13 protein-coding genes, 1 tRNA gene and 1 pseudogene are annotated in these 21,030 nt (G+C 43.0%); 1 reads left to right on the top strand and 14 read right to left on the bottom strand.

The window, feature by feature from the left end:
- Positions 1–71: 71 nt before the first annotated feature.
- The 12 genes and pseudogenes from pnuC to WKT00_RS07970 all read right to left on the bottom strand — a co-directional run bounded on the left by pnuC (position 72) and on the right by WKT00_RS07970 (position 18,292).
- A complete protein-coding gene (gene pnuC, locus WKT00_RS07915; RefSeq protein WP_173814799.1) occupies positions 72–770 on the bottom strand; it encodes a nicotinamide riboside transporter PnuC in 699 nt (232 codons plus the stop codon).
- 11 nt (positions 771–781) lie between these two features.
- Positions 782–3,403: an alpha-L-rhamnosidase gene (locus tag WKT00_RS07920; RefSeq protein ID WP_340262774.1), complete on the bottom strand. Its 2,622-nt coding sequence runs from the start codon at positions 3,401–3,403 to the stop codon at positions 782–784.
- A 20-nt stretch (positions 3,404–3,423) separates the two neighbouring features.
- Positions 3,424–4,044 carry a DUF4867 family protein gene (locus WKT00_RS07925; RefSeq protein ID WP_173814801.1) on the bottom strand — a complete coding sequence of 207 codons (621 nt, stop codon included), beginning with the start codon at positions 4,042–4,044 and terminating at the stop codon, positions 3,424–3,426.
- A 31-nt stretch (positions 4,045–4,075) separates the two neighbouring features.
- Entirely contained in the window at positions 4,076–4,981 is a 906-nt protein-coding gene (gene rbsK, locus WKT00_RS07930) for a ribokinase (protein WP_173814802.1), read from the bottom strand.
- A 3-nt stretch (positions 4,982–4,984) separates the two neighbouring features.
- Complete coding sequence (locus WKT00_RS07935) at positions 4,985–6,901, bottom strand: PfkB family carbohydrate kinase (RefSeq protein ID WP_340262780.1); 1,917 nt, start codon at positions 6,899–6,901, stop codon at positions 4,985–4,987.
- A 305-nt stretch (positions 6,902–7,206) separates the two neighbouring features.
- Positions 7,207–9,375: an IdeS/Mac family cysteine endopeptidase gene (locus tag WKT00_RS07940; protein WP_340262783.1), complete on the bottom strand. Its 2,169-nt coding sequence runs from the start codon at positions 9,373–9,375 to the stop codon at positions 7,207–7,209.
- A gap of 175 nt (positions 9,376–9,550) precedes the next feature.
- Complete coding sequence (locus tag WKT00_RS07945) at positions 9,551–10,258, bottom strand: hypothetical protein (protein WP_101695204.1); 708 nt, start codon at positions 10,256–10,258, stop codon at positions 9,551–9,553.
- A 13-nt stretch (positions 10,259–10,271) separates the two neighbouring features.
- A complete protein-coding gene (locus WKT00_RS07950; RefSeq protein WP_101695335.1) occupies positions 10,272–10,817 on the bottom strand; it encodes a hypothetical protein in 546 nt (181 codons plus the stop codon).
- A 71-nt stretch (positions 10,818–10,888) separates the two neighbouring features.
- The gene (locus WKT00_RS07955; protein WP_202031251.1) at positions 10,889–11,464 is read right to left on the bottom strand and encodes a hypothetical protein; all 576 of its coding nucleotides are present in this window, start codon (positions 11,462–11,464) and stop codon (positions 10,889–10,891) included.
- Complete coding sequence (locus WKT00_RS07960; protein WP_340262792.1) at positions 11,464–17,028, bottom strand: metallophosphoesterase; 5,565 nt, start codon at positions 17,026–17,028, stop codon at positions 11,464–11,466. Before WKT00_RS07960 ends, WKT00_RS07955 begins: the two co-directional genes overlap by 1 nt.
- Positions 17,029–17,201: 173 nt before the next feature.
- Positions 17,202–17,702, bottom strand: a pseudogene (locus tag WKT00_RS07965) (SPASM domain-containing protein); the annotation flags it as partial.
- Between the two features lie 517 nt (positions 17,703–18,219).
- Positions 18,220–18,292, bottom strand: a tRNA-Lys gene (locus WKT00_RS07970).
- A 137-nt stretch (positions 18,293–18,429) separates the two neighbouring features.
- Between WKT00_RS07970 and WKT00_RS07975 the strand changes: the two genes are divergently transcribed.
- Entirely contained in the window at positions 18,430–18,948 is a 519-nt protein-coding gene (locus tag WKT00_RS07975) for a DUF6512 family protein (protein WP_340262794.1), read from the top strand.
- 48 nt (positions 18,949–18,996) lie between these two features.
- Here WKT00_RS07975 and WKT00_RS07980 read toward each other — a convergent pair whose 3' ends face one another.
- Together WKT00_RS07980 and WKT00_RS07985 are read right to left on the bottom strand one after the other, a co-directional pair.
- Positions 18,997–19,611, bottom strand: coding sequence for a V-type ATP synthase subunit D (locus WKT00_RS07980; protein WP_101695207.1), 615 nt, complete (start codon positions 19,609–19,611; stop codon positions 18,997–18,999).
- Positions 19,612–19,632: 21 nt separating this feature from the next.
- Positions 19,633–21,024 (bottom strand): V-type ATP synthase subunit B, encoded by a 1,392-nt coding sequence (locus WKT00_RS07985; protein WP_101695208.1) that lies wholly within the window; start codon positions 21,022–21,024, stop codon positions 19,633–19,635.
- Positions 21,025–21,030: the final 6 nt, after the last annotated feature.

The raw sequence follows: 21,030 nt of genomic DNA on the forward strand, positions 1-21,030 counted from the left end.
TAAAAAAACGGGCATACAGAACCGAATTTCCGCACGCCCGTTTTCTCCCCTATTTACATAAGAAGGAAGTTTTATTTTGCCTCTAACTTTTTCCAGTTGATATATCCATATGTAGAATTTACAAGGTATGCGCTCCACATCAGCAGCATCGTAATGTTGTTGCTGTCCTGTGTAAGCATCGCTGTTAACCACAATACAATCGAAATCAAGTTGGTAAAGATCCACATAATCCAGCTTTCCGTGTATCTCATAACCTGAAGATACATTGCGATAATGGATACGATGGTAGAGCAGGAATCGATAAGCGCAAGATTTCCACCCATGAATTTTAACAGCTGCCAATATGCCAGAATAACCACAACTGCAATCACGAAAGTCATCCATCTTTGTTTGGAAGACATGTGTCTTGTCTCTACATCTTTACTTACGTCTCCAGTCTGTGCACTTTCTGCTTTCTTCTTCGCCAGCTTTGTCCAGGTAATAAAACCAATCACGTTCATCGGCACATAGTAGAGAAGGTTCATCATAACCTCGCCATACAGCTTATTCTGGAACGCAACATATGCATATGCTGTTACATACACCATTCCGAATACATAGTTGGATACTCTTCCTTTTGCACAGAGCACGACGGAGATCACGCCCGTCACTGCTGAAAGCGTTCCGATCGGCGTATCCTTCCAGATAAAACTCAGCACGATCATCAATGCCGTCGCAACAATCAGTAATCCTTTCTCAAATTTTGTCCAGTCTGCAAAAAATTTTTTCATCCTCTTTCTCCTTATCCTTTATATTTGAAATTATAATTTCCTGTTTTTAGTAACTTTATTGTTTCTTTTCCTTCTTCCGGTACAATCAACGTTGCCGTACTTGCGAACGGCACTCTTACCTCTATCGCATAGCCGTCCGTCTCTTTTTCCCATTTCACATAGATTTCTCCGCGCACCGTTTCCAAAGAACACTCCGCAAATCCCAGACGATCGGTAAAAATCGGCCGCAGATAAAAATGCTGATAGCCAGGCTTTTGTTCATCCGGCACAATTCCCGCAACAGCCGAATACAGGAAATCTCCTACACAGCCATATGCATAATGGTTAAAGGAATTCATCCACGGCTCCCAAAAGCTTCCGTCCGGCTTATAGCCGTCCCAGTGTTCCCATATCGTTGTTGCCCCACAGTTCACCTGATAAAGCCATGACGGACAATCTTCATTAAATAGCAGCTGGTAAGCCATCTTGGAGTGCCCATATTTCGCCAGCACATGAAGAATATATCCGGTTCCGACAAATCCGGTAGAAATGTGACCATTTCTTGCTTTTAAGTATTCCATCAATTGTTCTGCAACCACAGGGATCTGTGCTTCTTCGATCAGCCCAAACTGAAGCGCCAGCACACAAGCTGTCTGCGTCTCTACCGTCATTCTGCCACTTTGATCACAATACTTCTTGATAAAGGCAGCTTTGATTTTCTCTCTTAATTCCTGATATTCTTTCTGCTCCGCTTCCTTTCCAAGAACGCCTGCCGCCTTGGAAAGAATTTCTGTCGAGTATGCATAAAAGGCGGTTGCAATCAATGCTTTCGGCGTCGCGCCCACGAAGCTTCCTTCATACGCGTCCAAGGCGAACCAATCTCCATAATGGAAGCCTTCTTCAAATACTGCCTCACCACCGGATGTATTGCGCATATACTCAACGTAGCGTTTCATGCTTTCGTACTGATTCTCCAGCACTCCTTTGTCGCCATACTGTTGGTATAATTCCCAGGGAATAATCAGAGCTGCGTCTCCCCAGGCAGCAGAGGTCGGATCTTTCTGCACCGGTGTGAAGAAGTCCAGGCATTCATATTCTTCGTCCCCTAATACATTGGGCACCACCCACGGAACTGCACCCGTTGAAAATTGCTCTGTCCGCAAATCATTCAGCCATTTCTTGTAAAACCTTCTTACGTCCATATGATAGCAGGCTGTCTTGGCAAAGATCTGCGCGTCACCAGTCCACCCCAGTCTCTCTGTTCTCTGCGGTCCGGCTATTGGCACATCGATAAAGTTGCCCCTCTGTGACCACTTGGTATTGCGATATAATTGGTTGATTTTCTCATCCGAGCAACGAAACATTCCCGTTTCTTCATCAAAGGACGACCAGACTTCCGCTTCAAAGCAATCAGCCGTCGGCTCTCCAGGGAATTCCAGGATCTTAATATAGCGGAAATCCTGAAACGTAAATCGTGGCAGATAAGTCTCTGTTCCCTCACCGCTTAAAATATATTCCACTTCCTGTTTTGACGGGGCAATATTTTCGCAATAAAAATTTCCTTCTTTATCCAGCATTTCTCCATGCTTAATGTGAACCTTCTGTCCTCTTTCTCCCGATACCGTAATACGGACGTTTCCCACAAGAATCTGTCCGAAATCGACCAGTGTTTCTCCCTTCGGCGTCCGAATCATCCGAAGCGGCTTTAAGGTTCTTACACATCTTACCGGTGTATTTTCCGTCGGAATCAAGGTGTCCGTGCCATCCCGATCAAGAAGGACTGGCCGAAATAGCTGCTGTGCGTCAAATTCCGGCGTATCCCAGCCTTTGATTTCACGTCTCGCATCATAGACTTCCCCATGATAGATTTCTGAGACAAGAATCGGAGAGACTGCCCACGTAAATGTTTCGTCCGTTCTAAGAACTTCGACATCTCCATCTTCCTTTTCTATCCGAAGATACATAAAAGCTGCTTTGTGATCTCCATACCAATTCCGTTTTTCATTCCAGTTAATATAGCCCTTATACCAACCGTCTCCCAGAATGAAACCAACCGTATTTTTCCCTTCTTTTAACTGGTTTGTCACATCATACGCCTGATATTGTGTTCTACATTTATAATTCGTAAATCCCGGCGTCAGATAATCCTTTCCAATCTTTTCTCCATTCATCCGGAATTCATAAAGGCCTTTTGCCGTCACATATACCTTCGCCCTTTTTATTTTCCCGGACACTTCAAAGTCTCTTCTCATCAGCAGACACTCGGACTCTTCTTTCCGCTCTTTCTCATAGTCCGCCCGTATGAAAGAAGTCTGTTTCTCTTCATCCAAAAATCCCGTTTCAAACCAGGACCAGTCACTCCACCCGATTTCTACAGAGTCCTGATTCCATACATTGATTCGATAATAGTATCTCGTATGCGCTTTCAGCTCTTTCACATCGCAGGTCAAAGAAACCATCCCCTCGCCAGACTTTTCTGCCTGATATATGAGATTCTTTTCGGTTTCTTTACTATCGGCAATTTGCACCGCCACTTTTGATGTATCTAAAGAAACTCCTTCATTTACAGCCTTAAAAGACAGAACGATGTTTGAGTCTTCTACGGAAAGTGGATGCTCTTCTCCATTACACCTAAGCTGCTCAATCTTTTCCATTCCTTCTCCCTCCTTCTCTTTTATAAAAATGTAATATTCTCTCCTTGCAATCCGCAGAAGGCACCTTCGATCCCGGCTTCCTCGTGGGCAATCAGCCACTTATTTTGTGCCATAAGTAATTGATTTTCCCCTTCCCTCTCCACCTCAAACGCAAGGGTCTGATTCGTATCTTTCGGTAAAACAACGATACTTCTGAAGGTATCCCCCTTCGCCGCACATGGTACATAATGAAGCGTTGTTGCATAGAGTTCCACCGCCGTGCCAGCCGGAACGTAAAACGCTTCCAGCCTGGAAGTATCATAGGAAAAATCCATTTCCACATCCTGCAGTCTTCCCAGCAAAAGAATCATGTCATCTACCGCTATATTTATTTCCGGAGAACGATGATACTCCAATGCATTCAAACTTTTATTCTTTCCTATACAATATCCTATCTGCACCGGCATTCCGCCATAAATTGTTTCTTCCACCTTCTGCTTTATAGTTTCTTCCTCTAAGGCCTTCGATGACATCACATATTCAATACCTTCCGCCGGATATTCTATACACTGCATCTTCTCGAATAACGGTCCAAAACAATCCCCTTGAATGATTCTCCCATATTCCCTTATGGATTCTTTTGTCAATTTTTTTATTTCCACTTTATCACCTCCTTGTATACTTCGCCACTCCTTACTTATCTAAATCTTCCAACGTCGGGATCGATGTCTGTGCACCTTTCCTTGTCACCACATAGGACGATACCTTTTGGCCAAACCGAATTGCTTCTTCACAGCTTTTCCCATCACTTAGCGCCAATGCAAACGCAGCTGTAAAACTGTCTCCTGCTGCCGTGGTATCAACCACTTGTACCCGATTTGCGGCAAAGTATTCTGCCCTTTCCTTTGTAACATAGAAGCATCCATCTCCACCCAATGTCACGATCACTGCCTGTACACCACGCGCCAACATTTCCCTTGCACCGCTTTCGATATCCTCCATCGTCGTCAGCTTTCTCCCTACCAAAGTCTCTAACTCCGTTTCATTTGGCTTTATATAATGAATCCCTTTCCAAAAACCATCCGGCAAATCGTTTCTGGCAGGAGCTGGATCCACAATGACTGTTTTCCCCATCTTGACCGCCATGTCTTTGACATATTCCACAACCTCCAACGGTATCTCGAACTGCAAAATTACAATATCACTGTCTTCGATCAGTTTGCGATGTTCCCAAACCAGTTCCACATCTACCAGTCCATTGGTTCCCGCAATGATAATAATCGAATTTTCTCCACTGTCATCCACCGTAATATAGGCCTGCCCCGTAGTTTCCCCTTCCAGCACCGCAATACCGGATACGTCTATGCCCACACTTTCCAGATTGGATTTCAGGCTTTTTCCAAAGGAATCATTACCGACTGCTCCGATCATCCGAACGTTTCCGCCAAGCTTACCAGCTGCATATGCCTGATTTGCACCCTTTCCGCCCGGGATCATCGACACCTTATATCCAGAAATCGTTTCCCCTTTCTTTGGCATATCGGCTACCTCTATCACCGAATCCATATTCAGGCTGCCAACTACTACTATCTTTTTCATGTTCTATTTCTCCTCTTCCACAAGCTTATATTTTTCAATAATTTCATCCTCAAATATGTCCACTGATTTTCGTTCCGGCAATGCTGGCTGAACCCCATATCTTGTAACAGTAATACCGGAAGCATATATTGCAAATCCAATTGCATAAACCAGGCTTTTCCCCTCACTTAAAAGTACCGCCAATGCACTGATGAAGGAATCTGCTCCTCCCGTGGTGTCGATTGCTTCAAACCCAGACCCGGAGAAATACCTTGACATCTCATCATTTTCCAGATAGCATCCTCGCTCGCCCATGGTCACAATAACATTCTTCACACCGCTGTTTCGCAAACGCTTCACTTTTTCTTCCATGGTTCCTTCTTCCGGCACCAGCAAGCCCAATTCCTTTTCATTAGGAACAAAATAGGTAATACCCGATAATAATTCTTTTTTAATCTTTTTCACTCCTGAAGGTTTTAAAATGACCTGAACCTGATTGCGTTCACAGGTCTTAATCGTATACTCGACAACCTCCTCCGGGATTTCCAGTGATATCAGACAATACTTTGCCTTTTGAAATAAATACCGGCATCTCTTGATCTGCTCAATGTTCAGATTCTTATTAGCTCCCTGATAAACCACGATGGTGCTCTCACCAGCTTCATCGACATTGATATACGCTTTCCCACTTACACTTGTCTTGTCAAACAACACTCCGTCCATATGAACATGATTCTCGAACAGGCTTGTATAGAGTTGCTTTCCGTCCATATCCTGCCCAAGGCACCCAATCATATGTACCTGTCCGCCAAGCTTTCCTGCACCAACGGCCTGATTGCCTCCCTTTCCTCCGGGGAACACAAATAGCCGTTCCGCGATCTGGGTCTCTCCCCCAATGGGCAGCCTGGTCACCTCTGTGGTGATGTCCATGTTCATACTTCCAACTACAATAATCATGTCCCCCTGCTTTTCACGCGCCGGAGAAACAATACTATTTCTTTCTATGGTTCTTGGTGGAAATTTTTCTGTTACTCGCATTTTTTCATCCTGGTCAATCATTCGACATAATAGTTTTACCATGCGAGAACTCATATCCTTTACTGGGAACTCCACTCCCGTAATTCCATCTCCCAAAATGTTTAATAATTCTCCGTCGCCTACAGAAATCACCGAAAATTCATCTGGAATTACCATCTTCATCCGTTCCAGCATCTTCCACACACAGCACGTCACTTCCGGCGAGCCACAAATAATAGCTGTCACATTCTGACTGATACATTGATTCAATCCATATTTCTCAATATCTTCCAATGTCTCTCCACTGTACATACACAATGGCTGAACTCTTATATTCTGATTTTGCAAAGCCTGCTTATAGCCCTCTATCACGGCTTCGTCTGCCGTCTTGGTAATGCATGCAATTTTTTTATGGCCTTCTTCAATCAAGCGATCTGCTGCTAATCTCCCCGCTTCTGTCAGAGAATAATAGAAGGTGCATCCCTGATTGATCTCAAACTTCTTCGTCTGGGTAAAGTAGACGGCCGCCTTGTCCAACTTCCCACAGTGGATCTTTTGCACCGAATCAATCATCAGTCCCGACACCCGTTTCTTGATCAATTCGTTTACACATGTCTGAATATCGTCGATGTCATCCACATAGCTCACGAGTACGCCATAGCCCCGCGCTCTCGCCGCCTGCTCAACATGTAAAACGATATTTTCCCGCTCCCTATGATTCTTTCTTATAATCAATCCGATCACATGCGGCTTTAATCCTTCTTTATCCATATATTTGAAATATGGAACATACTGCTCTTCCTCTATGATCTTTAGGACTTTCATCCGTGTCGCCTCACTGATATCATTGTCTTTCCCATTCATCACCTTCGACACCGTCGATGCAGATACTCCTGCCAATCTTGCAATATCATTGATATTCAAACGTAAGCCCCCCTTCCGGAAATCATTTCGGAAATTGTTTAAGAAATTATTTTAGTAAACTAATTTTGCATTTATCTTATCATCCTGGTTCCCCTTTAGCAATATCCACGAAACACGAAAGTATTTTCCGACAAATTGTCTATTTTAAGGATTTTACTAAATAACTTTCGTTTCTTTTTTTACTTATTTTTCACAAAGCAGGAAAAAACCTACACCACAAAAAAAAGAAGCGCCCGTTGTTTAGACGCTTCCTTAATATGGGAGGCAGATGCCCTCCTCCTTTATTCTACTTATATAAGTATTTTTTATTTTCTCTTAGAATGTACAACATTCATTGTAAAGCCTGCACCAAGCAATAACAGCAGCCACATTAGACTTGCAGCAGCATCTCCTGTTTTGGCTGCTTTTGCTGCACCTTTTCCTTGCTCCTGTTTTACCGGAATCGATTCTTCTGAAGGAATCTCCGGATTTACTTCCGGCACTTCTGGCTTTTCCGGTTTTTCCGGCGCTTCTAGCAATTCCCCATAAGGATTTCCGCAGACTGCACAAATTGCTCGTTCTGTCGTTGTAGCAGTTCCTCCACTACAATCCGCCTCATTGAAATGTTTCCCACAACCATTGAGACACTCCTGATAATGTCTGCCATCTATTTGTATCCATGCTTCCTTCAGAGAATGGCCCAATGCCGGAATTACAAGCTGCTCTTCTGTAACTTCCTTTTTCTGACCATTTTCTTCTATGTAAAGTTTTCCGGCACGGTCAACAAAATGCGCCTTTTTCCCCTGCGTTTCACAGGATGCTGGTATTTCTTCCACCGGCAAATAGGCATCCCCTGTCACACGAATCATAACAGTTTGCTCATAATCCGCTAAATTGTCATCTCCGTAAAATTTCACCGTCACCTGGTTTTCTTCTTCCTGAAAATTTTCCTTCAGGATTTGGCAAGTAAGCTGATAACCTCCGTTTCCATCTATGGAAACAGGTTCCGAAACCATCCGATCCCCACAATACAACACTACCTTTCCATTGGTTGGAAGCACTGCTTCTAATGGTGCCTGCATCTGTTCTGATGGGCTTTCCCCCGTTGCTCTCGGCAAAACATTCACGGTCATCTCATCATTAAAATCAAAGAATAACGTTTCTTTTGACCCGTTATATACTTTTATTCCCTGATCAAACACTGTCCCTGATTTTGCAATTACAAATTCTTTTGTATTCTTTTCCGGCAATTTATACTTATCCGCATCTTTACCAATCAGTTTTGCTGACGCGGTATACGTACCCACAATGCTTTCTGCTCCTTCTACCTGCAACTGTGCATCATCGCCTTTACGAATATCCTCTGTCGTAACATTTGGTTTTTGCAAACTTCCATTATATACAAGCTCTGTATTTTCCCATGCCAGTTTTACTTCAATTTGAGATTGCCCCGTTATTTGTTTCCATGTGCTCTCTCCTGTAGAAAGTGCTGTAAGACAGGAAACTTTACTTCCACTTCCGTCATCTCGCACATCCGTTGTCACATAGGCATCCCCATTTCTATTTACTACACGATAACGGCGCATTCCCTCCGCACTTTTATCCGAATCATCCGAATCCGAGAAATAAACAGCGCATACATTCCCATTTGGATCAAGTTCAACACCCCAAAGAGTAACAACGTGGGCGCTTGCTTTCGTATCATAAGTTAATGAAACACACTCTCCCTGTCGGATAAACTCTTTCAAATCTCTGGAAAAATCCGCATAAGTCCCCGTATAATCATAAAAGCGCCGCTGTGTTAAGATATCCACACCAAACACATTGTAAAAGAATCCTCCACGCGCAACAGGTCCATTTTGAATCAAATTTTGTCCATCCCATCCCGGATCATTCGTTCCCCCATTCTCTTTGGGTTTATATCCATTAATAAACTGATCCTGAAGAATATCCGGCCAATACCCTTCACGCCGGTTCGAAAATTGATCTACAAATCTATTATAGATATTACTATCATGCTGACCTTTTGGTGAATTCTGCAATTCTTTGATTTCTTCCCGCTTTGGCAAATCCGGATACATCATCAGGTACTTGTCAATATAATCTGAATTCTGATCCATCCACCAATGAAGCATATTCGATGCAGTTGCCGAAAAGCAAAGATAGGTATCCTGGCTAAAGGTTTTATTTATATCATACCAACCATGATTTTTCTCATATGGAGCCACATATTCAACATATTTTCGCCCTCCTTGCTCCGTCTCCCTTTTCTTAAAATCCGCATTTGCATCATCAGATCCCTTCATCACCGGCGGAGTAATATGATCCACCCACAAGATCGTCTTTTTTACACCATCGTCGTCTGTGTACTCTGTAACTGTCACCTCTTGCGCATCTTTCTTCCCCTCTGCGTCTGCCGCTTCGCTATAGAATGAGCTTCCAAGCAGCAAGGCCACTCCAAAAACACAGGCTGTAAGAAATTTCCTTTTTTTCATAACGACCCCTTTCTTTTGTTTGAAGATAATTTAACAATTAATTTTATCATATCCTTCTGATAACGTAAACTATTACCCACATTTTTGTAACAACTTTTTTATAGAAAAAAATTCTCTACACAGCTATATTTCATAAGCTATGTAGAGAGTTTTTCATTTACATTGCTGCTGCCAATTATCTTCTTTTCAGTACCAGCACACATCCAACCATACTTAGAACACCCAGACTTCCCCATAAAAGGATTTCATTGAAATCCCCAGTCTTGACTTTCCCAGGCTTTCCACTATGTGTCCCGTTCCCTGACATCTGCTCTCCAACGACACCGCCCTCTGGTTTACTTCCACTGGATTTTTCTGCTTCTACTACCGCATAATAATCGGTCCTTCTTCCACTAACAATTAAACCCTCTTTGCCTGCCGATGGAAGAACCGTCTTCTCTCCATTCGGATCTACATGCCATACCTCTAAGTTTTCTTCGTCTGTTGTCACCTGCATCTTCACAGTAAACTCTTTATCAGGCGTAACATACTCTCCGTTTGCATTCATAAAAAGCACCGCATAGGCTCCATGCATTTTCCCTTCACGATCCAGCTCTTTCTCAAGCCACTGATAGGCATCCTCGCCTTTCTTTATTTCAATGACACACAGGTACAGACCATCCAAGCCTTCCCCTTCTAGCTCGAACCGCGCGGCATCTCCCGCAACAGCTACTGCATGTCCATCCACAATCTCACTGATATATGTATGCGCGCCCAAAGAAAAGACTTTCTGCCCTTCTACAGCCTTGCTTCCGCCAACATTTTCCATCGCAGAAACATCTGACATACCAAAGATAAATAGAAGAAACATCAAACAGATCGTTGTAATCGTCTTTCTCTTCATCTGCTCGCTTCCCTTACTGCGCTGCATTTAACGTAACAGTCGCGGTACCAATCTTTGTCGGTTGTTCTACATTCTTATCTAATGTTCCATTCAATGTAAGCTGTACTTCATCTGCAGGTGCTTCTCCAACCTCTGTTCCTTCTGCTGTTTTAAGATTCACTTCATTCTTGTTAAAATTACCATTGATTGTTTTATATGCATCCTCTGCCGCATAACTGAATGCCACTTTAACTGCTGCGTTGGAGTGATTCGTTACTTTTACCTTGTCGGCGCCTTCATTACAAGACCACTGTCCTGCTTCGGATGCTCCTTCAAACTTGTGATTCTCTGGATTCCAGGTTCCTTCAGAATCGATCGTATACTTATACTGCATATCGCCCCACACAATATCCACACTATATACAGTCTCAGCTTCGTGATTTGTTTCATAACTTGCTTTTACTTCTTTGGAATCGGTTCCTTGTAGTTCTTCAATCGGAGATGCTGCACATACATTTGTCCCCATTGCCAATACCATCATGCTTGTCATTGCTACTGCTGCTAATTTTTTGTTTTTCATTTTCTTTTTCTCCTTTACTACCTCATAGTTTTCCTTTTGATTAGTTTCTATATTGAAAACGGAAACCATTTCTAATTTCCGTTATTCACGGTTAATGTAACGGGAATTTTCGTGTCTACCACTTCTTTTTCCCCGTTCTCACTGTCATAGTACAACACCTTCAAATTGCCCTCATATTTCCCCGGGTCCAAATCTATCTTATCTTTTAAATTCATCTGAGTAAGCTTGTACCCTGCCGGTATTAGTTCTGATTCTGCAAGCAATAATTCCTCTCCTTCATTTTGTCCTTTTACAGTTAACTGAAGCGAGGTATCTTTGGTTGACTTCGATGGATTTTCAAATAGAAGCTGAGCTGTTCGATCCTCCATAGACACTGTCACCACCGTAGAGTATGTCAAACTCACTGCACCACCGCCCTTAGGCGCATCCATCTTATCTTCTGCACCTTCCATTTGTTCTGCCGATTGATCCACCTTCGGGGCAAAATCTTCCGAATTGCTTCTTTTCACATATAAAGCCACCATAATTCCTATGCCTAACAATAATATGATAAAAAGAATCCTTATCCACATCTTATGTTTCTTCTGTGTGCTCTTGGCGCTTTTTGCGCCTAAGCACTCTTGTTCATTCGTTTCTCCGTTCTTCATTACCTTCTATTCTCCTGATTAATTGTAAGCGTAACTCTTCCCACCGCTTCTTTGGTTAGATGACGATCCGGCTTATTTTTAAGAAGGAGCTGCACATTAGTCTCTTCTTCCGGTTGAAGCGTAGCTGCCGTAATCGGACTCTTGTCTTTCAAAAACTCTCCATTGATCGATTGAAATCCTTCCCCGGCCTCATATCCAAATCCTGCTTTGATGGCTGCTTTTCCTGTATTTCTAATATGAATCTGATCTCCATTACTTACATCAGCCGTCCAGCCTTGTCCATCATATTGATGTGTATCCTTGTTCCAGTTACCTTCATGGTAGGTGTATTCCATATCCCCCCACGTAATTTCTACTGACACAATATCTCTTACTAACACTTCTTTGCTAACTTTCACGTCTGTTGCCACACCATCTAACAGAAGCTGTGCCGTTACACGAACTACTCCCTGTCCAACTTTAGTAAGAACACCTGTATCCGGATCTATGGTCGCAATTGATAAATCATCGACGGACCATTTGTAACTAATCCGTTTACGATCCTCTTCTCCAATTCCTTCCGCCTTCAAATCTAACGTATATGTTTTTGGAGAATCATCTCCTTCCAAGACATCATCCCCTTGAATCTTCGGATCTACTGCAAGTATTTTTACCGTATCAAAATAACTCGGGTTAGACTGAGACGTCATCGTTATGTTTGCCGTTCCCGTCTTCTTCAATGTAACTTTTCCACGATCTACGCTTGCCACCTCTTCCGGATCCGATGTCCATTTCACCGCATTATCAAACGCATTGGCAGGAAGTGTATAACCATTCAATCTAATTTCAGCACCTTCTCGGTATTGTACCAATCTAGTATCTTCTCCTTCAATCACTGCTCCGGTCACCGGATGATTCTCTATAAACCTTGTATGCCCATACACAATTGCTTCTCCACCATCGTCTACACTAAATCCAGTTGCCGGAGTCTTGCCTCCGCCGGCAAGATAATATTTTCCGTATACATGATGGTTTCCTTCTCCTAACACACCTGTCATCAAGCCATCTTTTGCACTACTTCCTTCCAACTTCGTGCCGCCTGCATTTGCCAAGCTCTCAACCGTACTAGCAGCTGCCGCAGTTTCATAGATTCCATCCATATCTCCCGAACCATTGATATTGTGATAGCGAACTTCAATATCTTTGTAATTTGAAGTTGTCACCACTCCCACATGGGGCTGTGCATTTCCAATCTCTACATTTCCAACTGTCCCTGTCAGAATATGCAATTTCCCGCTAGATCTAAGCTTCACTCCATTTCCGTCGTGCGGTATAATTGTTCCTCCTGTCATGTAGGCATTTCCTTCGATATCCACTGGAATCTGAGGATTCAAAACGCTTCCATTATCAAAGGTTCCTCCATTGATGTATAGATTTCCTTTACACCAAAGATTTCGAACGGTACCTCCGTTAACCTCTATCCTTCCCTGAGAATCTACTGCGCGATGGTTTTCATTTTTCCGTTCGTAGGTTCCGTCATTTATGATCACTTCCGTATTGCCGATGGAGGAATACACAGCCGACTCTGCTGCCCAATAACTTCCATCACTTCCTAAAATTGCCTTACTTCCTTCTTCTGTCAGCTTTACACAGATACCGGATTCACCGCCTCCCGTTCCGTACTCAGTCCGCATTGCCACGTGCCCGCTTGTAATCAACGTAGAGTTTCCATAGACCTCGACCGGATTCAAGGATTCGTATACGGAGCCCTGTGCTCTCGTATCATCAATGGCAACATCTCCATCTAAGATCAGTGTCGCTCCATTCTTCACCAAAAAGCTAACAAAGGTCAACTTTGAGCTTCCCATGATCCGAAGATCTCTTGTGATATCATACTTGTTTTCTTTTGCCTGGAACCATTTAATAACTTCAAACTCAATCTCAGCACCACCGGTTATGATTGTTCCTACGTTAGGGTTATTCAATGCATTCACAAAATCAGACTTATTATTCACGCTCATGGTCTGTTTGCCATTAATGTTCTGCAATGCATGAAGGATTTTCTCTGCCTGCAGTAATCGATTTACATTCGGCACCTGCGCTTTCTCTTCTTCTCCTAACTCATCATATGCCGCCCTCGCAGATTCAATATCAGATGCATCCTTTAACGTAGGCATATCCGGAAGCGCTGTAATCATATCTTTGACCTTCTCCCATTCCGGAATTTCTGTCTCTTTTGATTTATCAATAGCAAAAGAGTCTACCAACTCAGACACTCCATCCTTCACTTGATATGCTCTGTAATATAACTTTCCACCATCAATTGTAACTCCTGCATATACCGGGCATGTCTGTTGGAATGTCTTCTCACTTGGCACGGTAGATACCGGCGTCTGTACATAATTTTTTACTCCTGCAGTTCCGGCAATGACAAATACTGTTCCTGACGGATTTACCGCAGCCGTATAATTATGTCCCTGGTAAGCCGTTTCTCTTGTCTTCACCTGCTGTGTTTTTCCCTGTGAAAGATATGGCGTCCGATTATATACATGGTCATGACCAGACAAAACCAGATCCACATCACAATCTGCCGCAAGATTGTTCAACTGCTTACGAATCGCTATCACATCTTTATCTTCCGCATGTGGTCCATTGGAATACGGAGACTTGTGCATCAGAATAATCTTCCAATCCGTCTTTGCATTTTCCGCCTTTTCATAAGCCCATTGGTACTGAGCATCCGACAAATATCCCTCTTTTGTCACGTCATTGGTATTCAACACAATGAAGGTCGCATTTTGATACTCATAGGAATAATAGATTCCCGTACTTCTATCTTGCTCTGGGATATCCTGATTCTGAATTTCAAAATGTGAAGTAATCGCATTAGGGTCTGTAATTCCTTCTATGCTGGACTTCGCTTCATGATTTCCGGCCGCCGGCATATAAGATACCGATTCTGATACCCCGTCCAACGCCCAGGTCCAGTAATCTTCATTGCTTCCATCGTCCACAAAATCTCCCGAGTGCAATGTAAATGCCGCCCCATCAAATTGACGCTTTGCTTCTGCCAATGTATTCAAATAGGTTTCATAATCCGAGGCAATCATTCCCTGAGAATCATTCACATTAATAAACGTAAAACCGGATGTTTCCTCATTCTTTACAGTAAATGCCACCGGTGTACTATAGTTTTCCGTCTCACTGATACCAACTCTATAGTAATATGTTTTTCCCGTCTCAAGCCCTGTGAGCTTTGCCGTATACTTTTGCGCCTTCTGTGTCGTATAAGTTGCCATCAACCCAAGATTTAACAGTGTTTTTGGCTTTACTACCTTCTCAACACTTGCCGTAAATGTGGAAGCATTTGCAAAATCTTCACTTTCCGCTATTTGTGCCACCGCTGTTCCCGACACTCCAGCTCCCGTATACCAACGAAGATATCTGGAATCCGGCTCTTCGCCCTGCGTCATCGTAATCTGAGTCGGCGCTAATCCGTTTGCCACCGATGGCTTCTGCGGTTCCACCGGCGTCGATGTCGAGTAAGTAATTGTCCTTCCGTTCTCATCATTCAGAATATCATCCTGACTATCTGTGTCATAAAGGAAGGACGCTGCATATTCATCTAACAAGCCTCCCATTCCCGTCAAAAAGCTATCACTCATATATTCGGAGATTAAACCATTGATAACTTCTTTTAAATCCAGATTAAATAATCCCACTATTGTCGCCAGGTTACCATTATTTGTCTGAGAATCAATTGCCGTTTTCCAAAGGCCACTGAACACAATGCCTGTATTTATGTTTAAATTAGAAGCCAGATCATTAATAATTACAACAACATCTCCAACCAGCATCTCGATCAGATCTTTGATCACTTCGCCTTTTCTAAGATATGGAAGTACCTGTTCTACCACCCATTCCGGCGGATTCTCCCCACCTGCATAATGACTGGTCAGAAGCAGCACGATGAAATCGTATAATGTCTTTTCCTGACCTTCCAAAGAACCCACACCAAATTTTGACACTTTCGTGACAATCTCATCCACTTTCCCAAGCAGGTATTTCGGATCTTTCAAATATTGATTTTCCACCTTGGCAAGAAGGTCATCAACCACGCGAATAAGCTGTGCATCACTGATGGTTGTTGTTCCGATCAGTCCCGCGGTTCCCGTAGGCTTAAGCTCAATCCCTCCATTACGGTAGCTGATCATAACACGCCCGATACCAGATCCAAGCTCCAGTGTCATTCCTCCTGCCAGTGCTTCCCGCACCGTATCTAATACAATCGAATCAATATCTACCTCCGGAAGATTTTCTGCCAGATACTTCCGAATCCCCACATTTGCAACATCCTGAATCATTGGCTTTAACATTCCGCCTGCCATATTGCTAAATAGGGTTTCCGGATACAGCTTCTTCATCGTATAGTCCTGAAGATCCGCTATCGTCTCTCCATTATATTGAATCGACTTCACGCTTTCACTTTTTACGTGAAATGTCTCATCTAATTGAAGCGTTGAGCGATCCGTCATCATCTGATCCCTTTGAATGGTTACGGTACGTACCGGAGAACCATAAGCTGCCAAAGACCCTGTCTCAAGATCATAAATCTTATTACCGCTGACGGTTGTATACTCCGCAATATCATTTGCATGCATATGTCCTGTGAAGATGTAACGCATTCCTGCATCAGCCAGTGTCGTTGCCATCTCCTGCCAATCATCTACCACATACTCACTTAATAGTTCCGCTTCTTTTGAAAAGTGCGGTAACAATCCGTGATGCATCAATCCGATCGCTGTCTTACCCTTTTCCTTTGCATCTTTTACCTGCTTTTCTACCCACGGGAGTAACGATGCATCAATTCTTCCTGCCGTAATATGTTCATTTGTGTCCATTCCCGTATCTGCATCCGGACTATATCTTCCCGAGTCAATTCCAATAATCACGTAATCCCCAAATGTTACGGAATAGGAAAGACCTCCTGCCTCTTTTCCAACCGGCGGCGTATAATACTGCGCATCGTACTCTCCGTTATAACCAAATTGACTGTAAATCTCTTTAAATTCTGCCGGAGTTGTAGTCTCTGCTTTTTCTTTCTTTCCATTTTCAAACGTACAAGAATCCTGATAATTATAAATATCATGATTTCCATTGATAACAAATACTTCTGCATCCGTTTCATCTTCAATCGTCTGCAATTTCTCTGCCATATTTTGATGTCCCAATTTCTCACCGTCTTTTGTAAGGTCTCCTGATATAAGAACCAAATCCGGCTTATCTTTCTTAATCATATTTAAGGCAGAATCTATAATAGAACCCGATTCTGCCAGCATCTTAGGATCCCCGCCTACGTAAGTCTTATAATCCTCACAATCCGTCACATAATTAAGAGGATAATAATGCGTATCTGAAATCACACATATTTTCTTTGACTCTGCTTCCAAAGGCTCTTGTTCCGCCTCTAAATGCGTTGCACTCGTTGCGTGAGTCTCTACTCCCGGCATCAGTGTAGCTCCAACAATGACCACTGCCATTGCCCCTGCACAGATCCTTTTCCATAATTTGAACTGTTTCCTCATCTTCTAATTCCTTTCATTTCCAAGTTTCTGATAACTTTGTCACCCTGAAACCGTATTGTAAGCGGTGTATATTAAATCCAAAAGCTTTTTGGTGTTAAATGAACGTTAAATAAAGGGAAACCACCTCAAACAAAAAAAGGAGCATATTGCCAAGTACTACAACCCCTTTGAGCTTACCCTTCTTGATTGCAATCTTTGCATCTCGCACAGTTTCTCCATAAACGATCTGCCGTTTCTTTCCAATTCTCTGCATATTCTATCTTTTTATCACAAAGATGTTCCACACTTTCCGGACTTTCATAGTCTGTATTTACCGCATCCGTCTCTCTTACCATCCGTCTAAGTACCTCTGGGTTCTCCAACATCGGACACGGCCGCAACATGTTCTCGTGAAATGGCTGATTATCGTGGTATGCCATAAAAATCGGACTTTTCAGCACATCCAGCAAGCTAGTATTATGGATATTACACTTAGAATAATGAATAAATACACAAGGCTCTACATCCCCCTTTGCATTAATATGAAGATAGTTTCTTCCTCCGGCAATACATCCGCCAACATATTCCGCATCATTTTGGAAGTCCATTGTAAAAATCGGTTTGCTGCCACGAAACTCACGTATTCGATGATAAACTGCCTCCCTTTGCTCCGGTGAAGGAAGCAGATGCCCTGCAAATGCGGTATCTACCACCGATGCCATAATTTCTACAAGCAAAGAAAAAATAGCCGGTATTGAAAAATACAAGATTAGAGAGTTTACAGTTTTATTCTCATATATGTTTTGTTCCACCAAAACCACCTCCATATTTTTTATCATACAAAAAGGAAGGTGACTTCTTGTGTCACCTTCCTTTCAAGAATATAAAAAATATGAATAGTCTTCCCGATTAAATTCTTCTTTTGTAACTTCACACTGAACGATATCCGATAGTGGAAACGTCATTTTTCGGCTCCCGTTAGTTGCATATAGATACAGACCTGTTGGTCGAAGCGCATAACTTAATGGAGCAACATAAAACTCCTGCTTATTTATTTCTATTCGTAGACAGCGTTCCTCATCTAACGCGGTATTAATCTTTTGAGAAACCGGGTTGTTTTTTAAAAAAGGCTCTTCCAATAGTTCTACTTTTAGATACTCAAAAAATCACCGTCCCCGCGGCTCTAAAGTCCGCAAAAACAGTGATCTGAACTGCGCGATCAGGGGTTCGAACCCTGGACACCCTGATTAAGAGTCAGGTGCTCTACCAACTGAGCTAATCGCGCTTACTTATTTTGTTTACGCCTTTCCCGTGACGCAAGAATTATTATATAGCAGACCTCAATAAAATGCAAGCCTTTTTTTAATTATTTTCATATTTTTTTCATTTCCCTCATATATTAGTTACAAGGAGGGGTTTTCTATGCGATTTTTATTTCATACTACATTCAAAAAAGACAAGCATTCCATTCTGGCCGTGATCCTTTTAGGCAGTCTATCACACTTCTTATACGAGCTTTCCGGTGGCACCGCCATCTTTGCATTATTCTGCCCAATCAATGAATCTGTCTGGGAACATTTAAAACTATTATTCTTCCCATTTCTCTTCATCACAGTTATTCAATGGTACCGGCAGAAACCACCTCTGCTTTCTTTCTTCTACCACCGCTTTCTCGGCATCTTATGCGGACTTCTTACCACAGTGGTGCTGTTTTATACTTACACAGGCGTAATCGGAAGACACTTTTTGATTATTGATCTTCTGATCTTTGCATTCAGCGTCACCGTTTCCTTTTGCGCCAGCCGATATTTTTCTCGCAAATGCACCGTTGTCCCTTCGCAGTCTATTGTATTTTCTCTCTGGATTATCACCGCTTTATTCTTTTTCGTTTTCAGCTGCTGCCCGCCGAATATTCCATTATTTTTCCCGCCTCAGGCATAAGCTGCTTTCCAAACAGAAAAGGATGGACTTATGATCCATCCCTCCTGTCTATCCCTTCATTCGCTTAATCACCTTTAATCTGGTAAACTCTTCTCGCTCTTTCTCCTCCAGCGCATTATTGATACTATATACCAGATTTGAATACATTGGAATTGTAATATTTTTAAGCGCATTGGCGCGTTTCTGCGTCTTCTTAATATTCCCTGCCAGCCGGTATGCCGCATTCTCTACTTCCGCAAGCTTTATCGTCAACTCTTTCACTTCACGAAACGCTTCTCTTGCTGTATCAATGGACTCGTGTGTCGTCCCAAAAGAATAGGTCAGCTCATTTTGCCTGCCATCATATTTAATATGTGGAATCTCTGTTCCCATAATACTTCTGGTCTGAATACGAATAGAACTCTCGATCGGAACCGTATATGCCAGTTCCTGAACCTTGCTGATTCCATTCTCAATATTGGCTCTTTGCAGGCACGCATAGGCTCTGCTAAATGTAGAATCAATCTCTTCCTGAATGTCCTTCGCCTCGTCAATCAGATTCATTAATTCTTTCAGCAAAATATTTCTCTTCTTATCCATCAGGTCATATCCCTGATGAGCAAGCGCCAGTGAATTCTGGGCAAGCATCAGATTACCCTTTGTCGGGAACTCTCTTGGATCCATATGCGCCCTCCTTTCTGCTCGCTAACTTTGAACGCCGTCTTTTTGTGGATAATATTTCTCAATCAACTTCGTATCAATTCGATCCAGTTCCTCCTTAGGAAGCAGCCCAAGAAGCTCCCATCCTAAATCTAAGGTCTCCTGAATCGTTCGATTTTCTCCGGCGCCCTGTCCGATATAACGTTCTTCAAACGCCCGGCCGAACTTTAGATATTTCTTATCAATTGGTGATAACTCATCCTCGCCGATTACGGACGCAAGATTTCTGGCCTCTCCTACCTTTGCATAGGCCGAGAACAGCTGATTTGCAAGATCCTGATGATCCTCCCTTGTATAACCGGCGCCGATTCCATCCTTCATAAGACGAGACAAGGATGGAAGAATACTGATCGGCGGATACACCGCCTGACCATGGAGATTTCGATCAAGCACAATCTGCCCTTCTGTGATATATCCCGTCAGATCGGGAATCGGATGGGTAATATCATCATTTGGCATGGTCAAAATCGGAAGCTGTGTCACAGAACCGGAAGCTCCCTCTATAATCCCCGCTCTCTCATAAAGCGTCGCAAGTTCACTGTACAGATATCCCGGATATCCTTTTCTTGAAGGAATCTCTCCTCTGGAAGAAGATACTTCACGCATCGCTTCTGCAAAAGAAGTCATGTCTGTCAAGATTACTAAAATATGCATATTGCATTCAAACGCCAGGTATTCTGCTACCGTCAGCGCCACCTTTGGCGTAATGAGTCGTTCTACTACTGGATCATTCGCCAAATTCAAAAACATACAAACGTGATCCGACACACCGCTTTCCTCAAATGTCTTCTGGAAAAATTCCGCCACATCATGCTTCACACCCATAGCTCCAAAGACTACCGCAAATTCTCCTTCTGCGCCGTCCCCAAGAGACGCCTGCTTTACAATCTGTGCCGCCAGTCGATCATGGGGCAGACCATTTCCCGAAAAAATCGGCAGCTTTTGTCCTCGAATCAATGTTGTCAGACCATCGATTGCAGAAATTCCCGTCCGGATATAATTTCTCGGATATTCTCGCTGTACCGGATTCAGAGGCAGGCCGTTGACATCACGCTTGTCAGAAGAAATAATCGGTCCCAGACCATCAATCGGCTCACCGATTCCATTAAAGGTTCTTCCCAGCATGTCCGGAGACACTGCTACCTCCATTGTGTGACCACTGAGTCTCGTATGGGTATTCGTAAGCGACATATTTTCAGTTCCTTCAAACACCTGAATCACTGCCTTGTCTTCATTCAGCTCCACAATACGGCCAAGTTTCTGCTCTTTTCCGCCAACAGTAAACTCTACAATTTCGTCAAAGAACGCATTCTGTACTCCCTCCAGCACTACGAGAGGTCCATTTACGTTGCTAAGCCCCAGATATTCTATTGCCATAATCCG

The sequence above is a fragment of the Dorea sp. ICN-14282 genome (assembly GCF_037890115.1).
GTDB lineage: Bacteria > Bacillota > Clostridia > Lachnospirales > Lachnospiraceae > Dorea_B > Dorea_B phocaeensis.

Coding starts and splice junctions, on each gene's coding strand:
- WKT00_RS07980 (WP_101695207.1), bottom strand. CDS start 19,611: ATGGATCCAAGAGAGTTCCCGACAAAGGGTAATCTGATGCTTGCCCAG.
- pnuC (WP_173814799.1), bottom strand. CDS start 770: ATGAAAAAATTTTTTGCAGACTGGACAAAATTTGAGAAAGGATTACTG.
- WKT00_RS07920 (WP_340262774.1), bottom strand. CDS start 3,403: ATGGAAAAGATTGAGCAGCTTAGGTGTAATGGAGAAGAGCATCCACTT.
- WKT00_RS07950 (WP_101695335.1), bottom strand. CDS start 10,817: ATGAAAAACAAAAAATTAGCAGCAGTAGCAATGACAAGCATGATGGTA.
- WKT00_RS07985 (WP_101695208.1), bottom strand. CDS start 21,024: ATGGCAATAGAATATCTGGGGCTTAGCAACGTAAATGGACCTCTCGTA.
- WKT00_RS07955 (WP_202031251.1), bottom strand. CDS start 11,464: ATGAAGAACGGAGAAACGAATGAACAAGAGTGCTTAGGCGCAAAAAGC.
- WKT00_RS07975 (WP_340262794.1), top strand. CDS start 18,430: ATGCGATTTTTATTTCATACTACATTCAAAAAAGACAAGCATTCCATT.
- WKT00_RS07945 (WP_101695204.1), bottom strand. CDS start 10,258: ATGAAGAGAAAGACGATTACAACGATCTGTTTGATGTTTCTTCTATTT.
- rbsK (WP_173814802.1), bottom strand. CDS start 4,981: ATGAAAAAGATAGTAGTAGTTGGCAGCCTGAATATGGATTCGGTGATA.
- WKT00_RS07960 (WP_340262792.1), bottom strand. CDS start 17,028: ATGAGGAAACAGTTCAAATTATGGAAAAGGATCTGTGCAGGGGCAATG.
- WKT00_RS07940 (WP_340262783.1), bottom strand. CDS start 9,375: ATGAAAAAAAGGAAATTTCTTACAGCCTGTGTTTTTGGAGTGGCCTTG.